Annotated in this window: 18 protein-coding genes; 7 read left to right on the top strand and 11 right to left on the bottom strand. The window is 71.4% G+C overall.

What is annotated here, in order from left to right; all coding sequences use genetic code 11:
- Positions 1-22: 22 nt before the first annotated feature.
- The 3 genes from lysA to ACZ63I_RS11630 form a co-directional block, all read right to left on the bottom strand.
- Complete coding sequence (gene lysA, locus ACZ63I_RS11640) at positions 23-1360, bottom strand: diaminopimelate decarboxylase (protein WP_469337725.1); 1338 nt, start codon at positions 1358-1360, stop codon at positions 23-25.
- Complete coding sequence (locus tag ACZ63I_RS11635; RefSeq protein ID WP_469337724.1) at positions 1357-1755, bottom strand: SAV_915 family protein; 399 nt, start codon at positions 1753-1755, stop codon at positions 1357-1359. Before ACZ63I_RS11635 ends, lysA begins: the two co-directional genes overlap by 4 nt.
- A 150-nt stretch (positions 1756-1905) precedes the next feature.
- Positions 1906-2733, bottom strand: a complete 828-nt coding sequence (locus ACZ63I_RS11630) for a helix-turn-helix transcriptional regulator (RefSeq protein ID WP_469337722.1) — start codon at positions 2731-2733, stop codon at positions 1906-1908.
- Positions 2734-2838: 105 nt separating this feature from the next.
- Between ACZ63I_RS11630 and ACZ63I_RS11625 the strand changes: the two genes are divergently transcribed.
- The 3 genes from ACZ63I_RS11625 to ACZ63I_RS11615 all read left to right on the top strand — a co-directional run bounded on the left by ACZ63I_RS11625 (position 2839) and on the right by ACZ63I_RS11615 (position 6528).
- A complete protein-coding gene (locus ACZ63I_RS11625) occupies positions 2839-4536 on the top strand; it encodes an AMP-binding protein (protein ID WP_469337720.1) in 1698 nt (565 codons plus the stop codon).
- On the top strand, positions 4533-6185 hold the full coding sequence (locus ACZ63I_RS11620) for an AMP-binding protein (protein ID WP_469337718.1): 1653 nt from the start codon (positions 4533-4535) through the stop codon (positions 6183-6185). The genes ACZ63I_RS11625 and ACZ63I_RS11620 overlap by 4 nt, the downstream gene beginning before the upstream one ends.
- A 154-nt stretch (positions 6186-6339) precedes the next feature.
- Positions 6340-6528 carry a hypothetical protein gene (locus tag ACZ63I_RS11615; RefSeq protein ID WP_469337716.1) on the top strand — a complete coding sequence of 63 codons (189 nt, stop codon included), beginning with the start codon at positions 6340-6342 and terminating at the stop codon, positions 6526-6528.
- 40 nt (positions 6529-6568) lie between these two features.
- On the opposite strand, the gene ACZ63I_RS11610 is transcribed toward ACZ63I_RS11615, so the two are convergent.
- Together ACZ63I_RS11610 and ACZ63I_RS11605 are read right to left on the bottom strand one after the other, a co-directional pair.
- A complete protein-coding gene (locus tag ACZ63I_RS11610; protein ID WP_469337714.1) occupies positions 6569-7075 on the bottom strand; it encodes a GNAT family N-acetyltransferase in 507 nt (168 codons plus the stop codon).
- A gap of 20 nt (positions 7076-7095) precedes the next feature.
- On the bottom strand, positions 7096-7833 hold the full coding sequence (locus tag ACZ63I_RS11605; RefSeq protein WP_469337712.1) for a hypothetical protein: 738 nt from the start codon (positions 7831-7833) through the stop codon (positions 7096-7098).
- Between the two features lie 241 nt (positions 7834-8074).
- Between ACZ63I_RS11605 and gcl the strand changes: the two genes are divergently transcribed.
- Positions 8075-9844 carry a glyoxylate carboligase gene (gcl, locus tag ACZ63I_RS11600; protein ID WP_469338346.1) on the top strand — a complete coding sequence of 590 codons (1770 nt, stop codon included), beginning with the start codon at positions 8075-8077 and terminating at the stop codon, positions 9842-9844.
- Positions 9845-10134: 290 nt separating this feature from the next.
- Here gcl and ACZ63I_RS11595 read toward each other — a convergent pair whose 3' ends face one another.
- From ACZ63I_RS11595 to ACZ63I_RS11585, 3 genes are all read right to left on the bottom strand, one after another.
- A complete protein-coding gene (locus ACZ63I_RS11595) occupies positions 10135-11592 on the bottom strand; it encodes a catalase (RefSeq protein WP_469337710.1) in 1458 nt (485 codons plus the stop codon).
- A 127-nt stretch (positions 11593-11719) separates the two neighbouring features.
- Positions 11720-12610, bottom strand: coding sequence for a 2-hydroxy-3-oxopropionate reductase (locus ACZ63I_RS11590; protein WP_469337709.1), 891 nt, complete (start codon positions 12608-12610; stop codon positions 11720-11722).
- Positions 12611-12663: 53 nt separating this feature from the next.
- Positions 12664-13503 (bottom strand): TIM barrel protein, encoded by an 840-nt coding sequence (locus ACZ63I_RS11585; RefSeq protein ID WP_469337707.1) that lies wholly within the window; start codon positions 13501-13503, stop codon positions 12664-12666.
- A gap of 148 nt (positions 13504-13651) precedes the next feature.
- On the opposite strand from ACZ63I_RS11585, the gene ACZ63I_RS11580 reads away from it, so the two are divergent.
- Positions 13652-15154 carry a COG1470 family protein gene (locus ACZ63I_RS11580; RefSeq protein ID WP_469337705.1) on the top strand — a complete coding sequence of 501 codons (1503 nt, stop codon included), beginning with the start codon at positions 13652-13654 and terminating at the stop codon, positions 15152-15154.
- 51 nt (positions 15155-15205) lie between these two features.
- A complete protein-coding gene (locus ACZ63I_RS11575) occupies positions 15206-16216 on the top strand; it encodes a LacI family DNA-binding transcriptional regulator (protein WP_469337704.1) in 1011 nt (336 codons plus the stop codon).
- 60 nt (positions 16217-16276) lie between these two features.
- Here the strand turns inward: ACZ63I_RS11575 and ACZ63I_RS11570 are convergent, their stop codons facing one another.
- From ACZ63I_RS11570 to rhaI, 3 genes are all read right to left on the bottom strand, one after another.
- Positions 16277-17704, bottom strand: coding sequence for a rhamnulokinase (locus ACZ63I_RS11570; protein WP_469338344.1), 1428 nt, complete (start codon positions 17702-17704; stop codon positions 16277-16279).
- A 178-nt stretch (positions 17705-17882) separates the two neighbouring features.
- On the bottom strand, positions 17883-19922 hold the full coding sequence (locus ACZ63I_RS11565) for a bifunctional aldolase/short-chain dehydrogenase (RefSeq protein WP_469337702.1): 2040 nt from the start codon (positions 19920-19922) through the stop codon (positions 17883-17885).
- 100 nt (positions 19923-20022) lie between these two features.
- Entirely contained in the window at positions 20023-21189 is a 1167-nt protein-coding gene (gene rhaI / locus ACZ63I_RS11560; RefSeq protein ID WP_469337700.1) for an L-rhamnose isomerase, read from the bottom strand.
- Positions 21190-21422: 233 nt separating this feature from the next.
- Between rhaI and ACZ63I_RS11555 the strand changes: the two genes are divergently transcribed.
- Positions 21423-21704 (top strand): YkoF family thiamine-binding protein, encoded by a 282-nt coding sequence (locus tag ACZ63I_RS11555; protein WP_469337698.1) that lies wholly within the window; start codon positions 21423-21425, stop codon positions 21702-21704.
- Positions 21705-21708: the final 4 nt, after the last annotated feature.

Below are 21708 nucleotides of genomic sequence, written 5' to 3'. Positions count from 1 at the left end.
CGTGCTCTGACGGATCGTCACCTCACAGCCCGACGTCCCGCATCCGCAGGTCGTCGAAGCTCTCCCGCCGGACCAGCAGCCGTGACCTGCCCTCCGACACCGCGACCACCGGCGGGCGGCCCGTCATGTTGTAGCCGGACGCCATCGACACCTGGTAGGCGCCCGACGCCGGTACGGCCAGTACGTCACCCGCTCTGACGTCCTCGGGCAGCTCCACCGACTCGGCGAGCACGTCGCCCGCCTCGCAGTGCCGCCCGACGACCGTCGCCGTCCGCATCGGCGCGTCCGACGCCCGGCCCACCCTGCGGACGGTGTAGCGCGCGCCGTACAGCGCGGGGCGCGGGTTGTCGCTCATCCCGCCGTCGACGGCGACGAAGGCCCGGCCGCCGGTGTGTTTGACCGACAGCACGCGGTAGAGGGCGATCCCGGCCGGTGCCATGATCGAACGGCCCGGCTCGACGGTCAGCCGCGGCACCGGTAGCTCGTGCTCGGCGCAGGCGTCCGCCAGCGTTTCGGTGATCAGCCGCCCGTACACCGACGGCGCGGGCGCCGGGTCGCCCGGCAGATACGCCACGGCGAAACCGCCGCCCATGTCCAGCTCGGGCAGGGTCACCCCGAACCGCTCCCGGATCAGCGCCATGAAGGCGACCACCCGCCGCACGGCCTCGGCGAACGGCTCGGCTTGGGTGATCTGCGAGCCCAAGTGGCAGTGCAGCCCGACCAGTTGGAGCCGGTGCTGGCCGAGGATCCGGCCGACGGCGTCCAGCGCGTCGCCGTCGGCGATCGACAGGCCGAACTTCTGGCCCACCACCCCCGTACGCACCTTGCGATGCGCACCCGCCGCCACACCGGGCACCACCCGCACCATCACCTGCTGCGGGTCGGGCCCGGCGACCTGGGCGGCGAGCCGTGCGATCTCGTTGTCCGAGTCGATGACGATCCGGCCGACGCCGAGCCGCAGCGCCGTCCGCAGGTCCTCCGGCGACTTCGCGTTGCCGTGCAGCACGATGTGCTCCGGCGGGAAGCCGCGGGTGGCGGCCAGCTCCAGTTCACCGGCGGAGCAGACATCGAGCCCGAGGCCCTCCTGCTCGACCCAGTCGACCACGGCGCGGCACAGGAACGCCTTGGCCGCGTAGACGACATCGGCCTGCGGCAGCGCGGCACGCCAGGCCCGCGCCCGGGATCTGACCTCGCCCTCGTCCAGTACGTACGCCGGTGTGCCGTACCGCTCGGCCAGCTCGGCCAGGGACACGCCCGCCACGGCGATGTCACCGCCGGGGGCCAGCACGGCGGACGTGGGCCACACCGTCGCCGTACTCAGCTCGTCGATACGCAGCAGCGGCCGCGGTTCGGTGGTCATACGGCCATCGCCTCCGGGACGTCCAGCGGGCCCATGGTCCGGCGCGCGCAGGTCATGACCGGCGCGGGACGCCGGCCGACCGGTGAGGGAGGAGCGGACGGGACGGCGGTGAGCTGCGGGTCGACCGTCACCACCATCGCCCCGAGCGGCGCGCCGAGCGCGCGCAGCGCCGGCTCGGAGAGCAGGATCCAGGCCTGCCGCTCACCGAAGACGGCAGCCAGCCGCCCCCTGCGGGTGAACCCGACAGCGGTCCGCGCCCCGAGCGGGGTACGCGCGAAACGCAACTGGCAGTCCCCCGAGGGACCGCGCCGCACGGGTACGTAGAGCATGCCCGCACCGCACGGCAGATCGGCCGGGTCGGGGTCCGCGGCTTCGTCGTCGGAAATGCGCTCCATGGTGTCCTCCGGAGGAGTAGGTCACTGCCTGACACCAGGAAGCTATGCCCGCCGGGGACGCGTCCGGCGGGCCCATGACGACCCCTTGATCACCACCCCCCAGATCTTGACGCCCCCCTGTCGCCGCCCCGTCCTGACCTGCGGACCCGCTCAGGGCAGGAGCCCCGCCCTGCGGGCTGACACGACCGCTTCGAGGCGGGTGTGGGCGCCCAGTTTGCGCATGGCCGAGCGGAGGTAGCCCTTCACCGTCTCGGGGCGCAGGCCGAGCAGTTCGGCTGCCGACGCGTTCGTCGCGCCTGCCGAGACGCAGCTCAGGACGTCCAGTTCGCGGGGGGCCAGGCCGATCGGCATCGGGGGGCCGTCCGGCGCTGTCGCGCCCGCCAACCGGCCGCAGACCGCGAGGAGTTCGTCGCGCAGCCGGGTGTCGGGGACGCGGGGGGCCAGGGCGCGCAGTTCGCTGTGGGCCGCGCGTACCTGCTCCCAGGCCGCCGTACCGGCCGCCGGTTCGCGGGTCAGGGACAGCAGCCGCTGCACCTCGTCGCGTACCGCAAGGGACTGCTCCACGTCCCGCGCGGCGGCGACAGCCGCGTCGAAGGTGCGGTCGCCTATCGGCAGCGCCGTGCGCAGCGCCCCGTACAGCACCCCGCGCACCTTGCGCCGTACGACCACCGGCACGGCCAGCACCGAGCGCAGGCCCTCGGCGGCGACCGCCGCGTCGTACTCGTGGCTGATGTGGCGCGCCTCGTGGTAGTCGGTCACGGCGAACGGGCGGCGCAGCGCGATCGACTTGCCGCCGAGGCCGTTGCCCGAGGAGATCAGCAGGCCGCGCAGGGCGCTCGTCGCCGCTCCGGTCAGCTCGGCGAGTCTGACCTGGCCCGGGTCGTGCAGCAGCCCGCCGAAGGCGACCGGCAGCCCCGTCGTACGGCGCAGCCGCAGCAGCGCAGCGCGCATCTCCACCGCCTCCACCGCTTCGGCCACGCCGCTCGTTCCTCTCGCCCCGCCGGGCCACCCCCGTTCGGGGGTGGTGAGACCTGCGTCACGATTACACAGTGGCAGTGCACGGCCCCGCAATGAGGAGGACACATGACGGAATCCAGCCCGACCGGCCCGACCGAGCAGTTCAGGGCCGCCCGGGACTTCCTCCTGGCGCACCGCGAGGACTACGCGACGGCCTACGCGGGGTTCGAGTGGCCCAGGCCCGAGCGGTTCAACTGGGCGCTGGACTGGTTCGACCGCATCGCCGAAGGCAACGACCGGCTCGCCCTGCACATCGTCGAGGAGGACGGTGCCCGCACCCGGGTCACCTTCGCCGAGATGGCGGCGCGCTCCAACCAGGCGGCCAACTGGCTGCGCGCGCAAGGGGTGCGGGCGGGGGACCGGATCATCGTCATGCTCGGCAACCAGGTCGAGCTGTGGGAGACCGCGCTGGCCGCGATGAAGCTGCGGGCCGTCGTCATCCCGGCGACCCCGCTGCTCGGCCCCGTCGACCTGCGCGACCGCGTCGAGCGCGGCCGGGCCCGCCATGTGATCGTCAGGGCCGACGACACCGCGAAGTTCGACTCCGTGCCCGGCGACTTCACCCGCGTCGTGGTCGGGGCCGGGCGCGACGCGCAGACCGGCGGCTGGCTGCCGTACCAGCAGGCGTACGCCGAGTCCGAGACGTTCGAGCCCGACGGGGTCACCCGTGCGGACGATCCGCTGATGCTGTATTTCACCTCGGGCACCACCGCGCGGCCGAAGCTGGTCGAGCACACCCACGTCTCGTACCCGATCGGCCATCTGGCCACGATGTACTGGATCGGCCTCAAGCCGGGCGACGTGCATCTCAACATTGCCTCACCCGGATGGGCCAAGCACGCCTGGTCGAATCTCTTCGGGCCGTGGAACGCCGAGGCGACCGTCTTCATCCACAACTACACCCGCTTCGACCCGGCGCGGCTGATGGCGGAGATGGACGGCGCCGGGGTCACCAGCTTCTGCGCCCCGCCCACCGTGTGGCGGATGCTGATCCAGGCCGACCTGTCGCAGCTCCGCACCCGGCCGCGCGAGGTCGTCGCGGCCGGCGAACCGCTCAACCCCGAGGTGATCGAGACCGTACGGCGCGAGTGGGGTCTGACCATCCGGGACGGGTTCGGCCAGACGGAGACGGCCGTGCAGGTCGCCAACTCACCGGGGCAGTTGGTCAAGGCGGGCTCCATGGGCCGGCCGACCCCCGGCTACCGGGTGGTGCTGGTCGACCCGGTGACGGGCGAGGCGGGGGTGGACGAGGGGGAGATCTCGCTCGACCTGTCCACGCTTCCGGTCGGGTTGATGACCGGCTACCACGGCGACCCGGAGCGTACGGCCGAGGCGATGGCGGGCGGCTACTACCGGACAGGCGACATCGGCTCGCGCGACGCCGACGGCTACATCACCTACATCGGCCGAAGTGACGACGTGTTCAAGGCCAGTGACTACAAGATCTCGCCCTTCGAGCTGGAGAGCGCCCTGTTGGAGCACGAGGCGGTGGCCGAGGCCGCCGTCGTGCCCGCCCCCGACCCGCTGCGGCTCGCCGTGCCGAAGGCGTACATCGTCCTCGCCGAAGGCTGGGAGCCGGGGCCCGACACGGCCAAGGTGATCTTCGAGCACTCCCGCGCCGTCCTCGCGCCGTACAAGCGGCTGCGCCGGCTGGAGTTCGCACCGCTGCCCAAGACCGTCTCGGGGAAGATCCGCCGCATCGAGCTGCGCGAGCTGACCGCCAACGGTTCGGACGCCGAATACGACGAGGGAGACCTGCGATGAGCACACCGGCCACGGCCGCGTCGTACACCCACGGTACGGGGGACACCCCGCTGCTCGGCGACACCATCGGCGCCAATCTCGACCGGGCGATCGAGGCGTTCCCCGACCGCGAGGCCCTGGTCGACGTACCGTCCGGACGGCGCTGGACGTACGGGGAGTTCGGGGCGGCCGTCGACGAACTGGCGCGCGCCCTGCTCGGCAGCGGCATCGCGAAGGGCGACCGGGTCGGCATCTGGGCGGTCAACTGCCCCGAGTGGGTGCTCGTGCAGTACGCGACTGCCCGGGTCGGCGCCATCATGGTCAACATCAACCCGGCCTACCGCGCCTACGAGTTGGAGTTCGTGCTCAAGCAGTCCGGGATCTCCCTGCTGATCGCGTCCACCGCCCACCGCACCAGCGACTACCGGGCGATGGTGGAGCAGGTGCGGGCCAACTGCCCGGCCCTGCGCGCCGTCCACTACATCGGCGACCCGAGCTGGCACGCACTCCACGACGCGGCCGGCGGCGTCAGCGGGGACCAACTGAGGGCGCGCGAGGCCGAGCTGTCCTGCGACGACGCGATCAATATCCAGTACACCTCAGGCACCACCGGTTTCCCCAAGGGCGCCACCCTCTCCCACCACAACATCCTCAACAACGGCTATTTCGTGGGGGAGACGGTCGGCTACACCGAGCAGGACCGGATCTGCCTGCCGGTCCCCTTCTACCACTGCTTCGGCATGGTCATGGGCAATCTCGCCGCCACCTCGCACGGCGCGTGCATCGTCATCCCGGCCGGAGCCTTCGACGCCGAAACGACGCTGCGCGCCGTCGAGGCGGAGCACTGCACGTCCCTGTACGGCGTACCGACCATGTTCATCGCCGAGTTGAACCTCCCCGGGTTCGCGGCGTACGACCTGTCGTCGCTGCGCACCGGCATCATGGCGGGCTCGCCCTGCCCGGTCGAGGTGATGAAGCGGGTCGTCGCCGAGATGAACATGGCGGAGGTCTCGATCTGCTACGGCATGACGGAGACCTCACCCGTCTCCACCCAGACCCGCCGCGACGACGACCTGGAGCGGCGCACCGGCACAGCGGGCCGGGCCCTGCCGCACATCGAGGTCAAGGTGATCGACCCGGTGACCGGAGTGACCCTGCCGCGCGGCGAGTCGGGCGAGCTGTGCACCCGGGGCTACAGCGTGATGCTGGGCTACTGGGACGAGCCCGAGCGCACGGCCGAGGTCATCGACGCGGGACGCTGGATGCACACCGGCGATCTCGCGGTGATCAGGGAGGACGGCTACGCGCAGATCGTGGGCCGGATCAAGGACATGATCATCAGGGGTGGGGAGAACGTCTATCCGCGGGAGATCGAGGAGTTCCTCTACACCCACCCCCAGGTCGCCGACGTACAGGTCGTCGGTGTCGCCGATCCGAAGTACGGCGAGGAGATCCTGGCCTGCGTCATCCCGCGCGACCCGGCCGACCCGCCCACGCTGGACGACATCGCCGCGTACTGCCGCGACCGGCTCGCGCACTACAAGATCCCGCGCCGGGTGGAGATCGTGGACGCCTTCCCGATGACGGTGAGCGGCAAGGTCAGAAAGGTCGAACTGCGCGAGCGTTTCGGCGTTCAGGCCAGCAACTCCGCGGAGCGCTCCCAGAGCTGACGGGCCAGATCGGCGTCCCGCGTCTGCGGGTTGAGGGTTGAGCCGCTTGGCGGGTTCGCGCTGCTCGTAGTAGCGCCCCGGCTCCCAGTCGGTGCCGGGGTGGCTCTCGGCGAACCAGACCAACTGGTCCGCGCCCTTCTCCGGAGAGATCAACATGCCACGGGTGACAGGGTCGATGGTGATGAACTTCATCAGCCGGCTCTCGGACTTGGTGCCGAAGCTCGACGCGACATTTCCGGGGTGGTGGGCGACGGCGCAGCACTCCTGGCTCGCTTCCGGTGCGCACGGCCCCTTCGCCGAGGCCGTCGACCGCGCGATGGCGACGGTCGCCCCCCGCGCCTGAGCGCCGAATCGGCGGCCCCGGCCCCGGCCCCCGCCCCGGCTCACAGTTCGCGGCGCATACAGACCCGCGGCCAGGCGTCCAGGCCCTGTTGTGCCTCGGCGCGCCTGATCTCCCGCAGGCCCTCGGTGAGTTCGTCCTCGCCGAGGGTGCGGAAGCCGAGCCGCGTGTAGTACGGCGCGTTCCACGGGACCTCGGCGAACGTCGTGAGGGTGAGCGCGGGCAGCCCCGCGTCCTTCGCGAGCCGTCCGACATGGTCGATGAGGGCGCTGCCGATCCTGCGGTGTGCCGCCGCCGGGTGGACCGTGACCTGCTCCACATGCCCCGTGCCGTCGACCTCCTCGTGGATCACATAGGCGACGGGCGCGCCGCTGCCGTCGTCCGTCACCCAGAGCAGGCCGTCGGCGCGGTAGCGCTCCAGCACATGGAGCGACGGGGGAGTGTCGTCGGCGACGAGCGCCATCCCGACCGTGCGGAACGGCTCGCCCGCCGCGACCTCGATGTCCTGGAGCAGGGGCAGATCCGCCGAGGTGGCAGGGCGTATGAGCATCGGCCGATTATGGCGCGGGCTCACGCCCCGGACGACACTAATTCCGCCGCCGGGGTGTTGACCGGCTGCGGGGCGCCCGTGAGGTCCATGACGAACAGCGGCACCCCGAGGTCGTCGGCGCGGGCGCGCGCGTCGTCCGCGTACCCCGCGAGCGAGAAGAAGACACTGACCGCCGAGGCGCTCAGCCCGTGCAGCCATAGCGTCTCCACCGAGCGCAGCGAGGCCGGGCTGGTCGTCGGGTCGACCTGGGCGACGACCTCGGGGCCGCGCAGGTCGATGCCGGACGCCGGCTGCTCCTCGGCCTGGACGATGCCGTGGAAGCCCAGCCAGCGCAGATAGAGCGCGGCTGCCGTCACCACGTCGCGCGCCGTGCGGATCGTCAGCGGATGGAAGGACGGCCGGGGAGCCGCGGGCCTGCGCGACAGCACCGGGCGCACCCGCGCCGTGTCCTGCGGGTCCTGGGGCTCCCGCGGCTCCCGCGCCGGTCCCGCCGGATTCACCGGCCGTACGGGGATGCGCAGCACCGCCCCGCAGGGGCAGCCGAGTTCGGGCTGGGGCCAGTGCCCCTGCCGGCCGCAGGCGGCGCAGCGGACCATCACCCACTCGTCGGTCCAGGTGCGGTGGGTGATCGGTTCAGGGGGTGCGTCCCGCGCCAGCGGCGGGGCCACCGGTGCGCCGCAGGCGCACGGGTACACCGACACCACGAAGGTGTGCCGACGGCTGCAGGTCGGGCAGCTCACCGGAACGCTCTCTCCCATCACGACCCCCATCAACCACGTTCGCACATGCCTCATCGACTGCGCTGCGTGGCCCATCGTCCACCAAGAGCGAGGCGTTGGGGAGGGGCCGCCGGGATCCCTCCCTTGACGGGGTGTCGTATCGACCCTAGATTGTTTCCATATAGCAGAACAGTACTTCCACATTACGGAATTGGCGCTCTCAGGTGGCGCGACAGAGCCCGAATCCGCCTGCCGGATGAGGAGTAACCCCATGACGCGAATGACCGCCGCCCGAGCGGCAGTTGAGATCCTCAAGCGCGAGGGCGTGACACACGCCTTCGGTGTGCCGGGTGCCGCGATCAATCCCTTCTACGCCGCCCTCAAGGCGTCCGGGGGCATCCATCACACGCTCGCCCGCCATGTCGAGGGCGCCTCGCACATGGCGGAGGGCTACACCCGTACCGAGACCGGCAACATCGGTGTCTGCGTGGGTACGTCGGGTCCGGCCGGCACCGACATGATCACCGGTCTCTACTCGGCGCTCGGCGACTCCATCCCGATCCTGTGCATCACGGGCCAGGCGCCCACCGCCGTGATCCACAAGGAGGACTTCCAGGCCGTCGACATCGCGTCGATCGCCGCGCCCGTCACCAAGGCCGCCACCACGGTCCTGGAGGCCGCGCAGGTGCCCGGCGTGCTGCAGCAGGCGTTCCATCTGATGCGCTCGGGACGGCCGGGCCCGGTCCTGGTCGACCTGCCGATCGACGTCCAGCTCACCGAGATCGAGTTCGACCCGGAGCTGTACGAGCCGCTGACGCCGTACAAGCCGGCCGCGACCCGCGCGCAGGCGGAGAAGGCCGTCGCGATGCTGGCCGCTTCCGAGCGGCCGCTGATCGTCGCGGGCGGCGGCATCATCAACGCGGACGCGTCCGCGCTGCTGGTCGAGTTCGCCGAGCTGACCGGCGTGCCGGTCATCCCCACCCTGATGGGCTGGGGCACCATCGCCGACGACCACGAGCTGAACGCGGGCATGGTCGGGCTCCAGACCTCGCACCGCTACGGCAACGCCACGTTCCTGGAGTCGGACTTCGTCCTCGGCATCGGCAACCGCTGGGCCAACCGGCACACCGGCAAGCTCGATGTCTACACGCGTGGGCGGACGTTCGTGCACGTCGACATCGAACCCACCCAGCTCGGCAAGATATTCGCCCCCGACCTCGGCATCGCGTCCGACGCCAAGGCGGCGTTGGAGCTCTTCGTCCAGGTGGCGCGGGAGCTGAAGGAGGCCGGGCGGCTGCCCGACCGCAGTGCCTGGGCCGCGTCGGCCAGGGAGCGCAAGGCCACACTGCACCGGCGTACGCACTTCGACAACGTGCCGCTCAAGCCGCAGCGGGTGTACGAGGAGATGAACCGGGCCTTCGGGCCCGAGACCCGGTACGTGACCACCATCGGCCTCTCCCAGATCGCCGGCGCGCAGATGCTGCACGTCTACCGGCCGCGCCACTGGATCAACTGCGGCCAGGCGGGCCCGCTCGGCTGGACCGTTCCCGCGGCGCTGGGCGTCGCCACCGCCGACCCGGAGGCGACCGTCGTCGCCCTGTCCGGCGACTACGACTTCCAGTTCATGCTCGAAGAGCTGGCGGTCGGCGCGCAGCACCACATCCCTTACGTGCATGTGCTGGTGAACAACTCCTATCTGGGCCTGATCCGCCAGGCGCAGCGCAACTTCGACATCGACTTCCAGGTCAATCTGGAGTTCGAGAACCTCAACTCGCCCGAGCTGGGCGTCTACGGGGTCGACCATGTGAAGGTCGCCGAGGGTCTCGGCTGCAAGGCGATCAGGGTCACCGAGCCCGATCAGTTGCTGCCCGCCTTCGAGGAGGCCAAGAAGCTGGCGGCCGAGTTCCGGGTGCCGGTCGTCGTGGAGGCCATCCTGGAGCGCGTCACCAACATCGCCATGAGCGGCAGTGACATCGCCAGTGTGAACGAGTTCGAGGACATCGCCACCGAGCCGGGCCACGCGCCCACCGCGATCCTGCCGCTGGCCTGACCCTGGCGGCAGGCCCTGTACGGCCCCGGTACCGGACCAACTCCGGCACCGGGGCCGTACGCGTGCGCGGGTGTACGTAGCGGCCCCGGGCCCTTCGTGCGGGTCGGCCCTGACACACAAGAGCGCGGAGTACGGGACCAGTTGTCTCCGTACCCCGCGCTCCGTCGGGCAGACCGCGGCGGCGGGCGAAGGGAGCGGGGCCCCCTCCCTCACGTCGGTGAGGGGGCCGCTCGCTCCCGTTACCACCGCACTGGCTCACTCGCCGCCGCGGTCCGATCAGGGAGGAAGGCTCACTCCTCGCGCAGCGCGCGTACCGCTTCCTCGACACGCTTGCCGTACTCCTGGTCGGCGGCGTGGAAATGGGCCAGGTTCTTCTCGACCACCTCGTCCAGGGAGACCTGCGACAGCCCGCCGGCGATGTTCGCGACGAGCCGGGACCTCTCCTCCGCCGACATCAGCCGGTACAACTCGCCGGCCTGGAAGAAGTCGTCGTCCTTGGTGTGCGCGGGCGCCGGGTGGGTCCCGGTCCAGCCGTGCACGGCGTACGGCGCGGCGAGCGCGGCGTCGCTCTGCACGGGCCCCGCGTACGAATTGGGCTCGTAGTTCTTGTCGTACCGTCCGCCACGGCGCGCGGCCATGGCGCCGTCACGGCCGTAGTTGTCGACGGTCGCCGCCTTCGGCGCGTTCACGGCGAGCTGGGTGTGGTTGACGCCGAGCCGGTAGCGGTGGGCGTCGGCGTACGCGAACAGCCGGCCCTGGAGCATCTTGTCCGGCGAAGGGCCGATGCCAGGAACGAAGTTGTTCGGTGAGAACGCCGCCTGCTCGACCTCGGCGAAGACGTTGTCGGGGTTGCGGTCGAGCACCAGGCGGCCCACCCGGCGCAGCGGATAGTCGCTGTGCGGCCACACCTTGGTGACGTCGAACGGGTTGAAGCGGTAGCTCGCGGCCTCTGCGGCCGGCATCACCTGGACGTGCAGCGTCCACGACGGGTTCATGCCGCGCTCGATGGCCTGGAGCAGGTCCGTCTGGTGCGAGTTCGCGTCCCTGCCGACGAGTTCGGCCGCCTGCCCCGCGCTCAGCGAGCGCACGCCCTGGTTGGTCTTGAAGTGGTACTTGACGAAGAAGGCCGCGCCTTCCGCGTTCGTCCACTGGTAGGTGTGCGAGCCGTAGCCGTTCATGTGCCGGTACGAGGCGGGGATGCCGCGGTCGCCCATCAGCCAGGTCACCTGGTGCGTCGCCTCGGGCGAATGCGCCCAGAAGTCCCAGACGTTGTCCGGCTCCTGGCGGCCCGTGAACGGGTCGCGCTTCTGCGAGTGGATGAAGTCAGGGAACTTGATGGGGTCCTTGATGAAGAACACCGGCGTGTTGTTGCCGACCAGGTCGTAATTCCCCTGCTCGGTGTAGAACTTCAGCGCGAAACCGCGCGGGTCGCGCACCGCGTCGGCGCCGCCGAGCGAGTCGGCGACGGTGGAGAAGCGCGCGAAGGTCTCGGTGCGCCTGCCTACGGCGGACAGGAAGTCGGCGCTGGTGTACGCGGTGACGTCGTCGGTCACCTCGAAGTAGCCGTAGGCACCGGAGCCGCGTGCATGCACCACACGCTCCGGGATGCGCTCGCGGTTGAAGCGGGCGAGCTTCTCCAGCAGATGCTGGTCCTGGAGGAGCAGGGGACCGCCGGCGCCTGCGGTCGCCGCGTTCTGGTTGTCGGCGACCGGGGCGCCTGACTCGGTCGTAAGCACGCGCTTCGACATGGTGACCTTCCGTGCGGGACTGAAGAGAAGTGGGTTCCGGGCGGCGGCGGCGCCTGGGCGCGACAGGACAGGTGTCAGCGCCACCGCCGCCCGGGGTTCGGGGGGAGGCGAGGGTCTGGTGCTCGGCTCAGACCTGGTCGCCGGAGAGGCGCTCGACGGAGCGCAGCAGCGCGGAGTGGTCGAGGCCGCCGTCGCCCTGCGCGCGCAGGGACGCGACCAGTTGGGCCACCACGGCGCCGACGGGCAGTGCCGCGCCGACATTGCGGGCCGCGTCGGTGACGATGCCCATGTCCTTGTGGTGCAGGTCGATCCGGAAGCCGGGCTTGAAGTCGCGGTTGAGGAAGTTGTCCTTCTTGCGGGTCAGCACGGTCGAGCCGGCCAGGCCGCCGTTCAGCACGTCCAGCGCGGCGGCCAGGTCGACGCCGGACTTCTCCAGGAAGACCACGGCCTCGGCGCACGCCTGGATGTTGACGGCCACGATGAGCTGGTTGGCGGCCTTCACCGTCTGCCCCGAGCCGTGCGGGCCGCAGAGCACAATGGTCTTGCCCAGGGCCTCCAGCAGCGGCTTCGCCTCGTCGAAGTCGGCCTGCTCGCCGCCGGCCATGATGGACAGTACGGCCTCGATCGCACCGGCCTCGCCGCCGGAGACCGGCGCGTCGAGAACGCGGATCCCCTTCTCCGCACCGGCCTTGGCCAGCTCGACCGAGGTCTGCGGGGTGATCGAGGACATGTCGACGAGGAGCGCGCCGCGCCGGGCGTGCGCCAGGATGCCGTCGTCGCCGTACGCGATGGCCTCGACCTGCGGCGAGGCGGGCACCATGGTGACGATGACATCGGCGTCGGCCACCGCTTCGGCGATCGAGGAAGCGGCGGCGCCGCCCGCAGCCGCGAGCCGGTCCAGCTTGTCCTGCTCCAGTGTGTAACCGGTCACCTGGTAACCGGCCTTGATCAGGTTCTCCGACATGGGCGAGCCCATGATGCCGAGACCTATCCATGCGATCTTGGGGAGCGTGCTCATGGGATGCCTTCCTGGGTTCAACTGACGCTTGGATAAGGGGAGCTGACGTGCGATCAGCGTGCCGCGCGCGCCTCGGCGGGCAGCCAGTCGAAGGACTCGGCACTCGGCCGGTCGCCCGGCTTGTACTCCAGGCCGACCCAACCGCGGTACCCCGCGTCCCGCAGCCGGTCCAGCAGGTCCTGGAGCGGCAGCGATCCGGTGCCCGGCGCGCCGCGGCCCGGGTTGTCCGCGATCTGCACATGACCGGCCTTGCCCGCGTAGCGGTCCACGACCTCGGCCAGATCCTCACCGTTCATCGACAGGTGGTAGAGGTCGAGCAGGAACGAGGCGTTGCCGAGCCCGGTCGCCGCGTTCACCTTGTCGACCACCTCGACGGCCGAGGGCGCGCTCACCAGCGGATAGCGCGGCGATTCCGGCTTGTTGAGGGCTTCGACGAGCAGCGTCGCGCCGACCCGGTCGGCCGCGCGCGCCGCGAGGACCAGATTCTCCAGGGCGAGGGCGTCCTGGAGTTCGGGGGCGACACTGTCGACCCGGTTCCCGTACAGCGCGTTCAGCGCCGTGCAGCCGACGGACGCGGCGAACTCCGCCGCGACCTCGATATTGGCGCGGAACCGGTCGGACTCCTCGCCGGGCACGGACAGTGCGCCGCGGTCGGGCCCCGGGAGCTGCCCCGCGTAGAAGTTCAGCCCGACGAGCCGGGTGCCCGCGTCGTCGAGCGCCTTCTTGAGCGCGTCGAGTTCGGCCTGCGGCGGGGTGGGCGTGTCGGTCCAGGGCCACCACAGCTCGACCGCGGTGAAGCCCGCGGCGGCGGCCGCCGCCGGGCGCTCCAGGAGCGGAAGCTCGGTGTAGAGGATCGAGAGGTTCACATCGAAGCGCTGGTCTGCGTAGCCCATGAGGGTCAGCCGCTCCTTCCGTATTGCGGAAGTTGTTTTCTGCTTAACGGAAGACTGCCTGCGCGGCTCGGGAGCTGTCAAGTGTCCCCACCGGAATCCGCGCCGACTCCGTTGTCCCGCCGTGATCTCCGTCGGGCAGGGTGGTCGGATGAACGGCACATGTCTCAGGGGTCGTTGGCCGGTCGTACTGGTGGTCGTGGCCCTGGTCGCGCTGCTCGGCGGCTGTGCTGGCCCGTCGGGTGGGCCGCGCCTGAGCTTGCAGGTGCCCGAGGTGCTGTACGTGTCGACCGACCCGTCCCGCGCCCTCAGCTCGGAGAACGACCTGGACGTCGGCCAGAGACTGACCGGCAAGGGACCCACCGACGTCTCCATCACCTTCGACATCCGGGGGCTGGCCGGGGTCGCCGTGCTCAAGCGGGGCGGGGACCGGTGCGAGATCGACCGGATCAGGCAGCCGGTCTTCGGCTGCACCATGCGCACGGACCAGCAGCACGCGGCGTCGCAGACCTTCCATGTCGTACCGGTCAAGGGCAGCAAGGCGGGGGACACCGGCGTCGTGCGCTACACCGTGCGCGCGCCCGGCGTCCCGGACGTCACCGGCCGGACCACCGTCACCGTCGGCAAGCCGACCCTCGCGGTGGAACAGCGGCCCGACCGTACGACGGTGGCGCCCGGCGGCACGGTCGGCGTCCGGCTCGTCATCCGTAACACCGGTGGCGTCCCCGCGCGGGGCGTGGCCCTCCGGATGGACGCGCGGGACGGCTTCTCGTTCGACAGCAAACACCGCAACTGCCGCTACCGGGGGGCCTCGGCGTGGTGCCGGCTGCCGGCCGCCACGGTCGTCGTCGCGCCCGGCGAGGCGTACGCGCTCGCCGTACCCGAGCGGGTCCGGGTGGCCGCCGACGCCATGTATCCCGGCGTCACCTACTCGGCCGACGCCCTCGCGGAGGACTCCACACCCCCGCCGGAGGGGGCGGCGCGCTTCACGCCGGGGTCCGGCCCGGACCTGCGGCTGGTCCCGGTCACGCCGTCCGCGCGTCCGGCGGGCGACGAACTGCAGGTCGCCGTCACCACGCACACGGACCTCGCCGCCGTGGGAGCCACCGTCAAAGGCCCCGTCGGCAGCAGGCAGAGCACGCGGATCGGCTTCCGCACGCGCGGTCCCGGCTCCCCGCGCGACACACCCGTGACGGTCGGCTTCACCGTGCCGGCCGGCACCAGCGTCGTGGAGTCCCCCTACGAGCCCGAGCGCGACGAGGAGGTGCTCGACCAGCCGTGCCGGGCCCTGCGCGACGACGGCACCCCGATCACCGGGTCGGCCGGTGAAAGGCAGCCGCCCGCCCGCCGCTACGCGTGCACGGCGCCGGGCGGGAAGGCGGGGCGGCTGACCCTCTTCCCCTTCACGCTGCGCATCGACCGGGACATCACCGACCGCGGCGGCCAGGTCACCGTACGGGGAGCCGACGCGAAGCGCCCCACCCACGACGACCGGCCGGCCAACGACACGGCCGGGGTCGCCGTACGTATCTGGCCGGGCCCCGGCTGGGCCACGTCGTCGTTCTACAGCGCGGCGGGTGTTGGATCCGGCCTGCTGCTGCTCGTGTTCGGCATCGTCCTTGTCCGCAGGCGCAGGGCCCCGAGGGGGAAATGAAATGTTTCAATAGGGGCTGCCGGTAGAGCCTCCGGCGGAGAGTGGGACGGCATGGTCGGGATCAAGGATGTGGCACGGCAGGCCGGCGTCTCCGTCGGCACGGTGTCCAATGTGATCAACCGCCCCGAAATGGTCTCCAAGGAGACCAAGGAACGGGTCCAGGCCGTCATCAAACGCCTCGGCTACGTACGCAGCGAGTCCGCCAGGCAGCTCAGGGCCGGACACAGCCGCATCATGGCGCTGCTGGTGCTGGACATGGGCAACCCCTTCTTCGTCGACGTCGCACGCGGCGCCGAGTCGGCGGCGCGCGGCGCCGGACTCGGCGTCATGGTCTGCAACAGCGCCCAGGACCCCGCCGAGGAGGCGACGTATCTCTCGCTGTTCGTGGAGCACCGGGTGCGCGGCGTGCTGGTCACCCCCGTCGACTCGACCGGCGCCAACCTGGACGCGCTGCGCCAGCAGGAGATCCCCTTCGTGCTGGTCGACCGGGTCGCGGGGGAGGCCGAGGAATGCTCGGTCTCGGTGGACGACACGGTCGGCGGCGCCCTCGCCGGCCGCCATCTCATCGGCGCGGGACACCGCACCATCGCCTACATCAGCGGCCCGCCCCACCTCCAGCAGGTACGGGACAGGCGCGCGGGCATGCGGCTCGCCCTCGCCGAGGCGGGGCTGCCGCCCGAGGCGCTGCTGGAGATCCCCGCCGACCGGCTCGACGTGGCGGCGGGCCGCGACGCGGGCGCCCGGCTGCTCGGCCTCGCGCCGCGCCCCACCGCCGTGTTCTGCGCCAACGACCTGCTGGCCCTCGGGGTGCTCCAGACGGTGTACGCGGCGGGCCTCGCCGTGCCGCAGGACCTGGCCATCGTCGGGTACGACGACATCGAGTTCGCCGCTGCCGCCGCCGTACCGCTGACGTCGGTGCGCCAGCCGGCCGCCGCGATGGGGCGGCTCGCCGCCGATCTGCTGCTGGAGGAGATCCGCGCCGAAGGGGCGGGACACGAGCACCAGCATGTGGTGCTCCAGCCCGAACTGGTCGTCAGGGGATCGAGCCGCGCCCGCCGCTGAGGCGCGGAGAGCTGCGGTACGAAGCGACCGGGGCCCGCGACGCGGCCTGTACGCCGCCGGTCAGCCGAGCCCGACCCGCGCCGCTGCCGCCGCCCAGGCCCGTTCGTCACCGCGCGGTGTGTAGTGCCGCAAGTCCTGCGTCGCGGCGACCAGTTGGCGCATCTCCGCGCGGTCGCCGACGAGTCCGTGCGCGCGTGCCTGGACGAGGATGTTGCCGAGCGCCGTCGCCTCGGTGGGACCCGCGACCACCGGCAGTCCCGTGGCGTCGGCCGTGAGCTGGCAGAGCAGCTCGTTGCGGCTGCCGCCGCCGACCAGATGCACCACCCGGATGTCCCGGCCCGCCAGTTCGGCCGCCGTACGCAAAGTGGCGCGGTGCGCGAGCGCGAGGCTCTCCAGGACGCAGCGCACCACGGCGCCCTGATCTGCGGGGGCGCGCTGTCCCGTCCGCTCGCAGTAGGCGGCGATCCGGCCCGGCATGTCGCCGGGGGTGAGGAAGTCGGGCGCGTCGGGGTCGACGAGCGCGGCGAAGGCGGGCGCGCGGGCCGCTTCGGCGAGCAGGGGCGCCAGGTCGGCGGGCAGCCCCCGCGCGGACCAGGCGCGCAGGCTCTCGGTCAGCAGCCACATCCCCATGATGTTGCGCAGGAAGCGGATCGACCCTTCGACCCCGCGCTCGTTGGTGAAGTTCGCCGCACGCGACGCCTCGGTGATCACGGGCGCCGCCAGTTCGAGGCCGGCCAGCGACCACGTACCGCACGAGATGTAGGCGAAGTCGGCCTCGGCGGCGGGTACGGCGACGACGGCGGACGCGGTGTCGTGCGAAGCGACCGCCGTGACCGGCGTGTTGGCGGACAGGCCCGTGGCCAGCGCCACCTCGGGCAGCAGGGTGCCCGCCGGATCGCCGGGGTGGCGGATCGGGGGCAGCAGCGCGCGGTCGACGGCGAGGCGGTCCAGCACCTGCCCCGACCAGTCGGCGGTGCGCGCGTCGAACAGGGCGGTGGTGGAGGCGTTGGTGGCCTCGGCGCCGACGCTGCCGGTCAGCCAGTACGTGATCAGATCGGGGATCAGCAGCAGCGTCCGCGCCGGGGCCAGCCGCGCGCCGGACCGCTCGGCGGCGAGCTGGAAGACCGTGTTGAACGGCAGATGCTGCAACCCGCTGATCCGGTACAGCTCGTCGGCCGGCACATCGGCCCACACCCGCGCCGCCGTCCCCTCGGTACGGGTGTCCCGGTAGTGGTACGGATTGCCGAGCAACTCCCCTGCCGCGTCGAGGAGTCCGTAGTCCACCGCCCAACTGTCCACGCCGATCGAGGCGAGGTCGTGGGAGCGGCTCGCCTCGGTCAGCCCGTCCAGCACGCCCTGGAAGAGACCCAGCACGTCCCAGTGCAGCCCGCCGGGCAGCCGCACCGGCCGGTTGGGGAAGCGGTGCACCTCACTGAGATCGAGATACGGCGCGCCCCCGCCGCCCGCAGGGCCCACCCGGCCGACCATCACCCGTCCACTGGTGGCGCCCAGGTCGGCGGCGGCGAAGGCCGAAGGTGCGGCGGAGGACGGACGGTGGGGGGTCGACACGGTGGCTACCTCGGCGGAGCGGACGGCGCGGGAAGAACGCGGGAAGGACGCTGGCGATGGAGACGGCGGGACGAACAGCGCGGCTGCGCGGGCGCGTTCAGCGCAGGAACGCCGCCGCCACCCCCGCGTCCACCGGTACGTGCAGACCGGTCGTGTGGGTCAGATCGCCGCCGGTGAGCGCGAAGACGGCATTGGCGACATGCTCCGGCAGCACCTCGCGCTTGAGCAAGGTGCGCTGCGCGTAGAACTCGCCCAGCTTCTCCTCCTCCACCCCGTAGACGGCGGCGCGCTGCGCGCCCCAGCCCGCGGCGAAGATCCCCGAGCCGCGCACCACGCCGTCCGGGTTGACCCCGTTGACCCTGATCCCCTCGCCGCCCAACTCGGCCGCCAACAGGCGCACTTGGTGTGCCTGGTCGGCCTTGGTCGCCGAATACGCGATGTTGTTGGGGCCCGCGAAGACGGCGTTCTTCGAGACGATGTAGACGATGTCACCGCCCATCGCCTGCTCCGTCATGACCCGGGCCGCCTCCCGCGACACCAGGAACGAGCCGCGCGCCATGATGTCGTGCTGCAGGTCCCAGTCCCGTGCGGTGGTCTCCAGCAGCGGCTTGGAGATGGAGATGCCCGCGTTGTTGACGACCAGGTCGACCCCGCCGAACGCCAGGACGGCCTGCCGGAAGGCGGCGGTGATCTGCTCCTCGTCCGTCACGTCGGCGGTGACGGCCACCGCCTTGTCGGCGCCGCCCAGTTCCTTGGCGACGGTCGCCGCGTTCTCCCCGTTCAGATCCGCGACGACCACACACGCGCCCTCCGCGACCAGCCGGTGCGCCACCGCCTTGCCGATGCCCGAACCGGCGCCCGTCACCAGCGCGACCCTGGTCGCCAGCGGCTTGGGCTTCGGCATCCGCTTGAGCTTCGCCTCCTCCAGCGCCCAGTACTCGATACGGAACTTCTCCGACTCCTCGATCGGGGTGTAGCGCGAGACGGCCTCGGCGCCGCGCATCACATTGATCGCGTTGAGATAGAACTCCCCGGCCACCCGCGCGGTCTGCTTGTCCTTGCCGAACGAGAACATCCCCACGCCGGGCACCAGCACGATCGCCGGGTCCGCGCCGCGCATCGCGGGCGAGTCAGGGGTGGCGTGCCGCTCGTAGTACGCGGCGTACTCCGCGCGGTACTCCGCGTGCAACTGCCGCAGCCGGGCGGTCACTTCGTCCGCGGGCGCGGCCGGCGGCAGGTCGAGGACCAGCGGCCTGACCTTCGTCCGCAGGAAGTGGTCGGGGCAGGAGGTGCCGAGCGCGGCGAGCCGCGGATGCTCGGCGCTCGCCAGGAAGTCCAGTACGGGTTCGGTGTCGGTGAAGTGGCCGACCTGCGGCCGGTCCGTCGAAGCGAGGCCGCGCAGCAGCGGCGCGAGGGCGGCGGCCCGCTCCCGCCGCTCGGCCTCGGGCAGCGCCCCGTACCCGTCGAGCGCCGGACCGAACGGCTCGGGCCTGCCGCGCTCCGCCAGGAAGCGCTCCGCCTCCCCGATGATGCGCAGCGAGTTGGCCTCGCACTCGTCGGACGTACGCCCCCACGCGGTGATGCCGTGCCCGCCGAGCACACAGCCGATCGCCGCCGGGTTGGCCTCCTTGACCGCGGCGATGTCCAGGCCGAGCTGGAAGCCGGGGCGCCGCCAGTCCACCCACACCACGCTGTCCCCGAAGCACTCGCGGGTCAGCGCCGCCCCGTCGGCGGCGCAGGCCAGCGCGATGCCCGAGTCGGGGTGCAGATGGTCCACGTGCGGCGCGTCGACCAGGCCGTGCATGGCCGTGTCGATGGACGGCGCGGCGCCGCCCTTGCCGTGCAGGCAGTAGTCGAAGGCGGCGACCATCTCGTCCTCGCGCTCCACCCCCGGATAGACGTCCACCAGGGCGCGCAGCCGGTCGAGCCGCAGCACGGCGAGCCCGGACCCGCCGAGCGTGCCCAGGTCACCGCCGGACCCCTTGACCCACATCAGCTCGGTGTCGGTGCCGCTCACGGGGTCGGTGGCCGTGCCCTTGGCGGACGTGTTGCCGCCCGCGTAGTTGGTGTTGCGCGGGTCGGCGCCCAAGCGGTTGGAACGCGCGAGCAGCGCCGATGCCTCGGGGTGGGACGTCATGGCGTGGATTCCTTCGGTTCCTGGCGGCAGGTCTTGACGGGAGGGGAGACGGACAAGAGAGATGGCACGACAAGGGGTGCGAGGAGGCAGACCGTACGGCTCAGGCGCCCCAGCCGGCCTGTTCGCCGCCGACGCGCTCGGCCACGATCCGCTCGGCCCAGCCGCTCGCGCGGTAGGCCGCGACCGGGTCGGGGTGCAGCCCCTGCTCCTCGCGCACCTCGGCGAGCAGCGGGCGTACGTCGGTGTTGTACGCGTCCATCAGCACCGCGTTGGAGGCGAGCACATCACCGGAGCGCTGCGCGGCACGCAGTGCCTCGGTGTCCACCAGCAGCGCCTTGGCCGTCGCCTCCTGCACGTTCATCACCGAGCGGATGACGGCCGGGATCTTCGCCTCGATGTTGTGGCACTGGTCGAGCATGAAGGCGACGCCGGTCTCCGGGGCGAAGCCGCCGTTCTTGGCCACCTCGTGCAGGATCCGGAAGAGCTGGAACGGGTCGGCGGCGCCCACCATCAGGTCGTCGTCGGCGTAGAAGCGCGAGTTGAAGTCGAAGCCGCCGAGCTTCCCCTGGCGCAGCAGGAACGCCACGATGAACTCGATGTTGGTGCCGGGCGCGTGGTGCCCGGTGTCCACCACGACCTGCGCCTTGTCGCCGAGCGTGAGGCAGTGCGCGTAGGACGTGCCCCAGTCCGGCACGTCGGTGGTGTAGAAGGCCGGCTCGAAGAGCTTGTACTCCAGCAGGATCCGCTGGTCGTCGCCGAGCCGCGCGTACACCTCGGCCAGCGCCTCGGCGAGCCGGTCCTGGCGCTCGACGATGTCGTCCTGGCCGGGGTAGTTGGTGCCGTCGGAGAACCAGAGCTTGAGGTCGTGCGAGCCCGTGAGATCCATGATGTCGACGCACTCCAGCAGATGGGCGACGGCCTTGCGCCGGATCGCCGGGTCCGGGTTGGTCACGGACCCGAGCTTGAAGTCGTCGTCCTGGAAGACGTTGGCGTTGATCCCGCCGAGCCGCAGCCCCAGCTCCTCGGCGTGCTTCTTCAGCGCGCCGTAGTCGTCGACCTTGTCCCAGGGGATGTGCAGGGACACGACCGGGGCGACGCCGGTCGCCGCGTGCACCTGCGCCGCGTCGTTCAGCTTCTCGTACGGGTCCCTGGGGACCCCCTCCTGGGTGAAGACCTTGAACCGTGTGCCCGAGTTGCCGTACCCCCACGACGGGGTCTCGATCACCTGCGACTTCAGTGCGGCCTTCACGGTCGACAGGTCAGGCATGCTCACTCCAGAGGCGAGGGCAGTAGGAGATGAATCGATTCACACTGTGAAGGTAGGTCGCGTTCGAACCGCCTGTCAAGGAGGCTTCACGAGCATTCGGCCTACGGTTTTTGTCGGCGAAGAATGGTTTGAAACATTTCACCACGGGTGGGGTTTTGGCCGGGCCGTCTATAGTCACCTGTTCCTGTCTTCCCCGATGCGGAGAAGCAGGTGAGGATGGCGGTGGAGGCACAGTGCGACTGAGAGTGGAATTCACGACCGAACCCTTCGATCTCGACGAGGCGCCCGCGCACGCGGTGGTGGCGCGCGAGGTCGTCCAAGGGGCTGATCTTGACGCGGTCGACGTCGGTCCGTTCGGCAACACGGCCGAAGGTGGTGCGGAAGAGGTGCTCGCGGCCGTGGGGACGCTGCTGCGCGAGTCGCTCGCTGCCGGTGCCACCCGGGTCTCGCTCCAGGTGAACGTGGTGGACGCCGTCGCCGCGGGCGAAGCCGCCGCCGGGGAGGGCGACCGGTGAGGGA

This window comes from Streptomyces sp. NPDC087906 (genome assembly GCF_055584925.1).
The sequence above is the reverse complement of the archived record's forward strand: the minus strand, read 5'-3'. Positions and strand labels throughout refer to the sequence as shown.

Coding starts and splice junctions, on each gene's coding strand:
- lysA (WP_469337725.1), bottom strand. CDS start 1,360: ATGACCACCGAACCGCGGCCGCTGCTGCGTATCGACGAGCTGAGTACG.
- ACZ63I_RS11635 (WP_469337724.1), bottom strand. CDS start 1,755: ATGGAGCGCATTTCCGACGACGAAGCCGCGGACCCCGACCCGGCCGAT.
- ACZ63I_RS11625 (WP_469337720.1), top strand. CDS start 2,839: ATGACGGAATCCAGCCCGACCGGCCCGACCGAGCAGTTCAGGGCCGCC.
- ACZ63I_RS11620 (WP_469337718.1), top strand. CDS start 4,533: ATGAGCACACCGGCCACGGCCGCGTCGTACACCCACGGTACGGGGGAC.
- ACZ63I_RS11615 (WP_469337716.1), top strand. CDS start 6,340: ATGCCACGGGTGACAGGGTCGATGGTGATGAACTTCATCAGCCGGCTC.
- ACZ63I_RS11610 (WP_469337714.1), bottom strand. CDS start 7,075: ATGCTCATACGCCCTGCCACCTCGGCGGATCTGCCCCTGCTCCAGGAC.
- ACZ63I_RS11605 (WP_469337712.1), bottom strand. CDS start 7,833: ATGGGAGAGAGCGTTCCGGTGAGCTGCCCGACCTGCAGCCGTCGGCAC.
- gcl (WP_469338346.1), top strand. CDS start 8,075: ATGACCGCCGCCCGAGCGGCAGTTGAGATCCTCAAGCGCGAGGGCGTG.
- ACZ63I_RS11595 (WP_469337710.1), bottom strand. CDS start 11,592: ATGTCGAAGCGCGTGCTTACGACCGAGTCAGGCGCCCCGGTCGCCGAC.
- ACZ63I_RS11590 (WP_469337709.1), bottom strand. CDS start 12,610: ATGAGCACGCTCCCCAAGATCGCATGGATAGGTCTCGGCATCATGGGC.
- ACZ63I_RS11585 (WP_469337707.1), bottom strand. CDS start 13,503: ATGGGCTACGCAGACCAGCGCTTCGATGTGAACCTCTCGATCCTCTAC.
- ACZ63I_RS11580 (WP_469337705.1), top strand. CDS start 13,652: ATGAACGGCACATGTCTCAGGGGTCGTTGGCCGGTCGTACTGGTGGTC.
- ACZ63I_RS11575 (WP_469337704.1), top strand. CDS start 15,206: ATGGTCGGGATCAAGGATGTGGCACGGCAGGCCGGCGTCTCCGTCGGC.
- ACZ63I_RS11570 (WP_469338344.1), bottom strand. CDS start 17,704: ATGGTCGGCCGGGTGGGCCCTGCGGGCGGCGGGGGCGCGCCGTATCTC.
- ACZ63I_RS11565 (WP_469337702.1), bottom strand. CDS start 19,922: ATGACGTCCCACCCCGAGGCATCGGCGCTGCTCGCGCGTTCCAACCGC.
- rhaI (WP_469337700.1), bottom strand. CDS start 21,189: ATGCCTGACCTGTCGACCGTGAAGGCCGCACTGAAGTCGCAGGTGATC.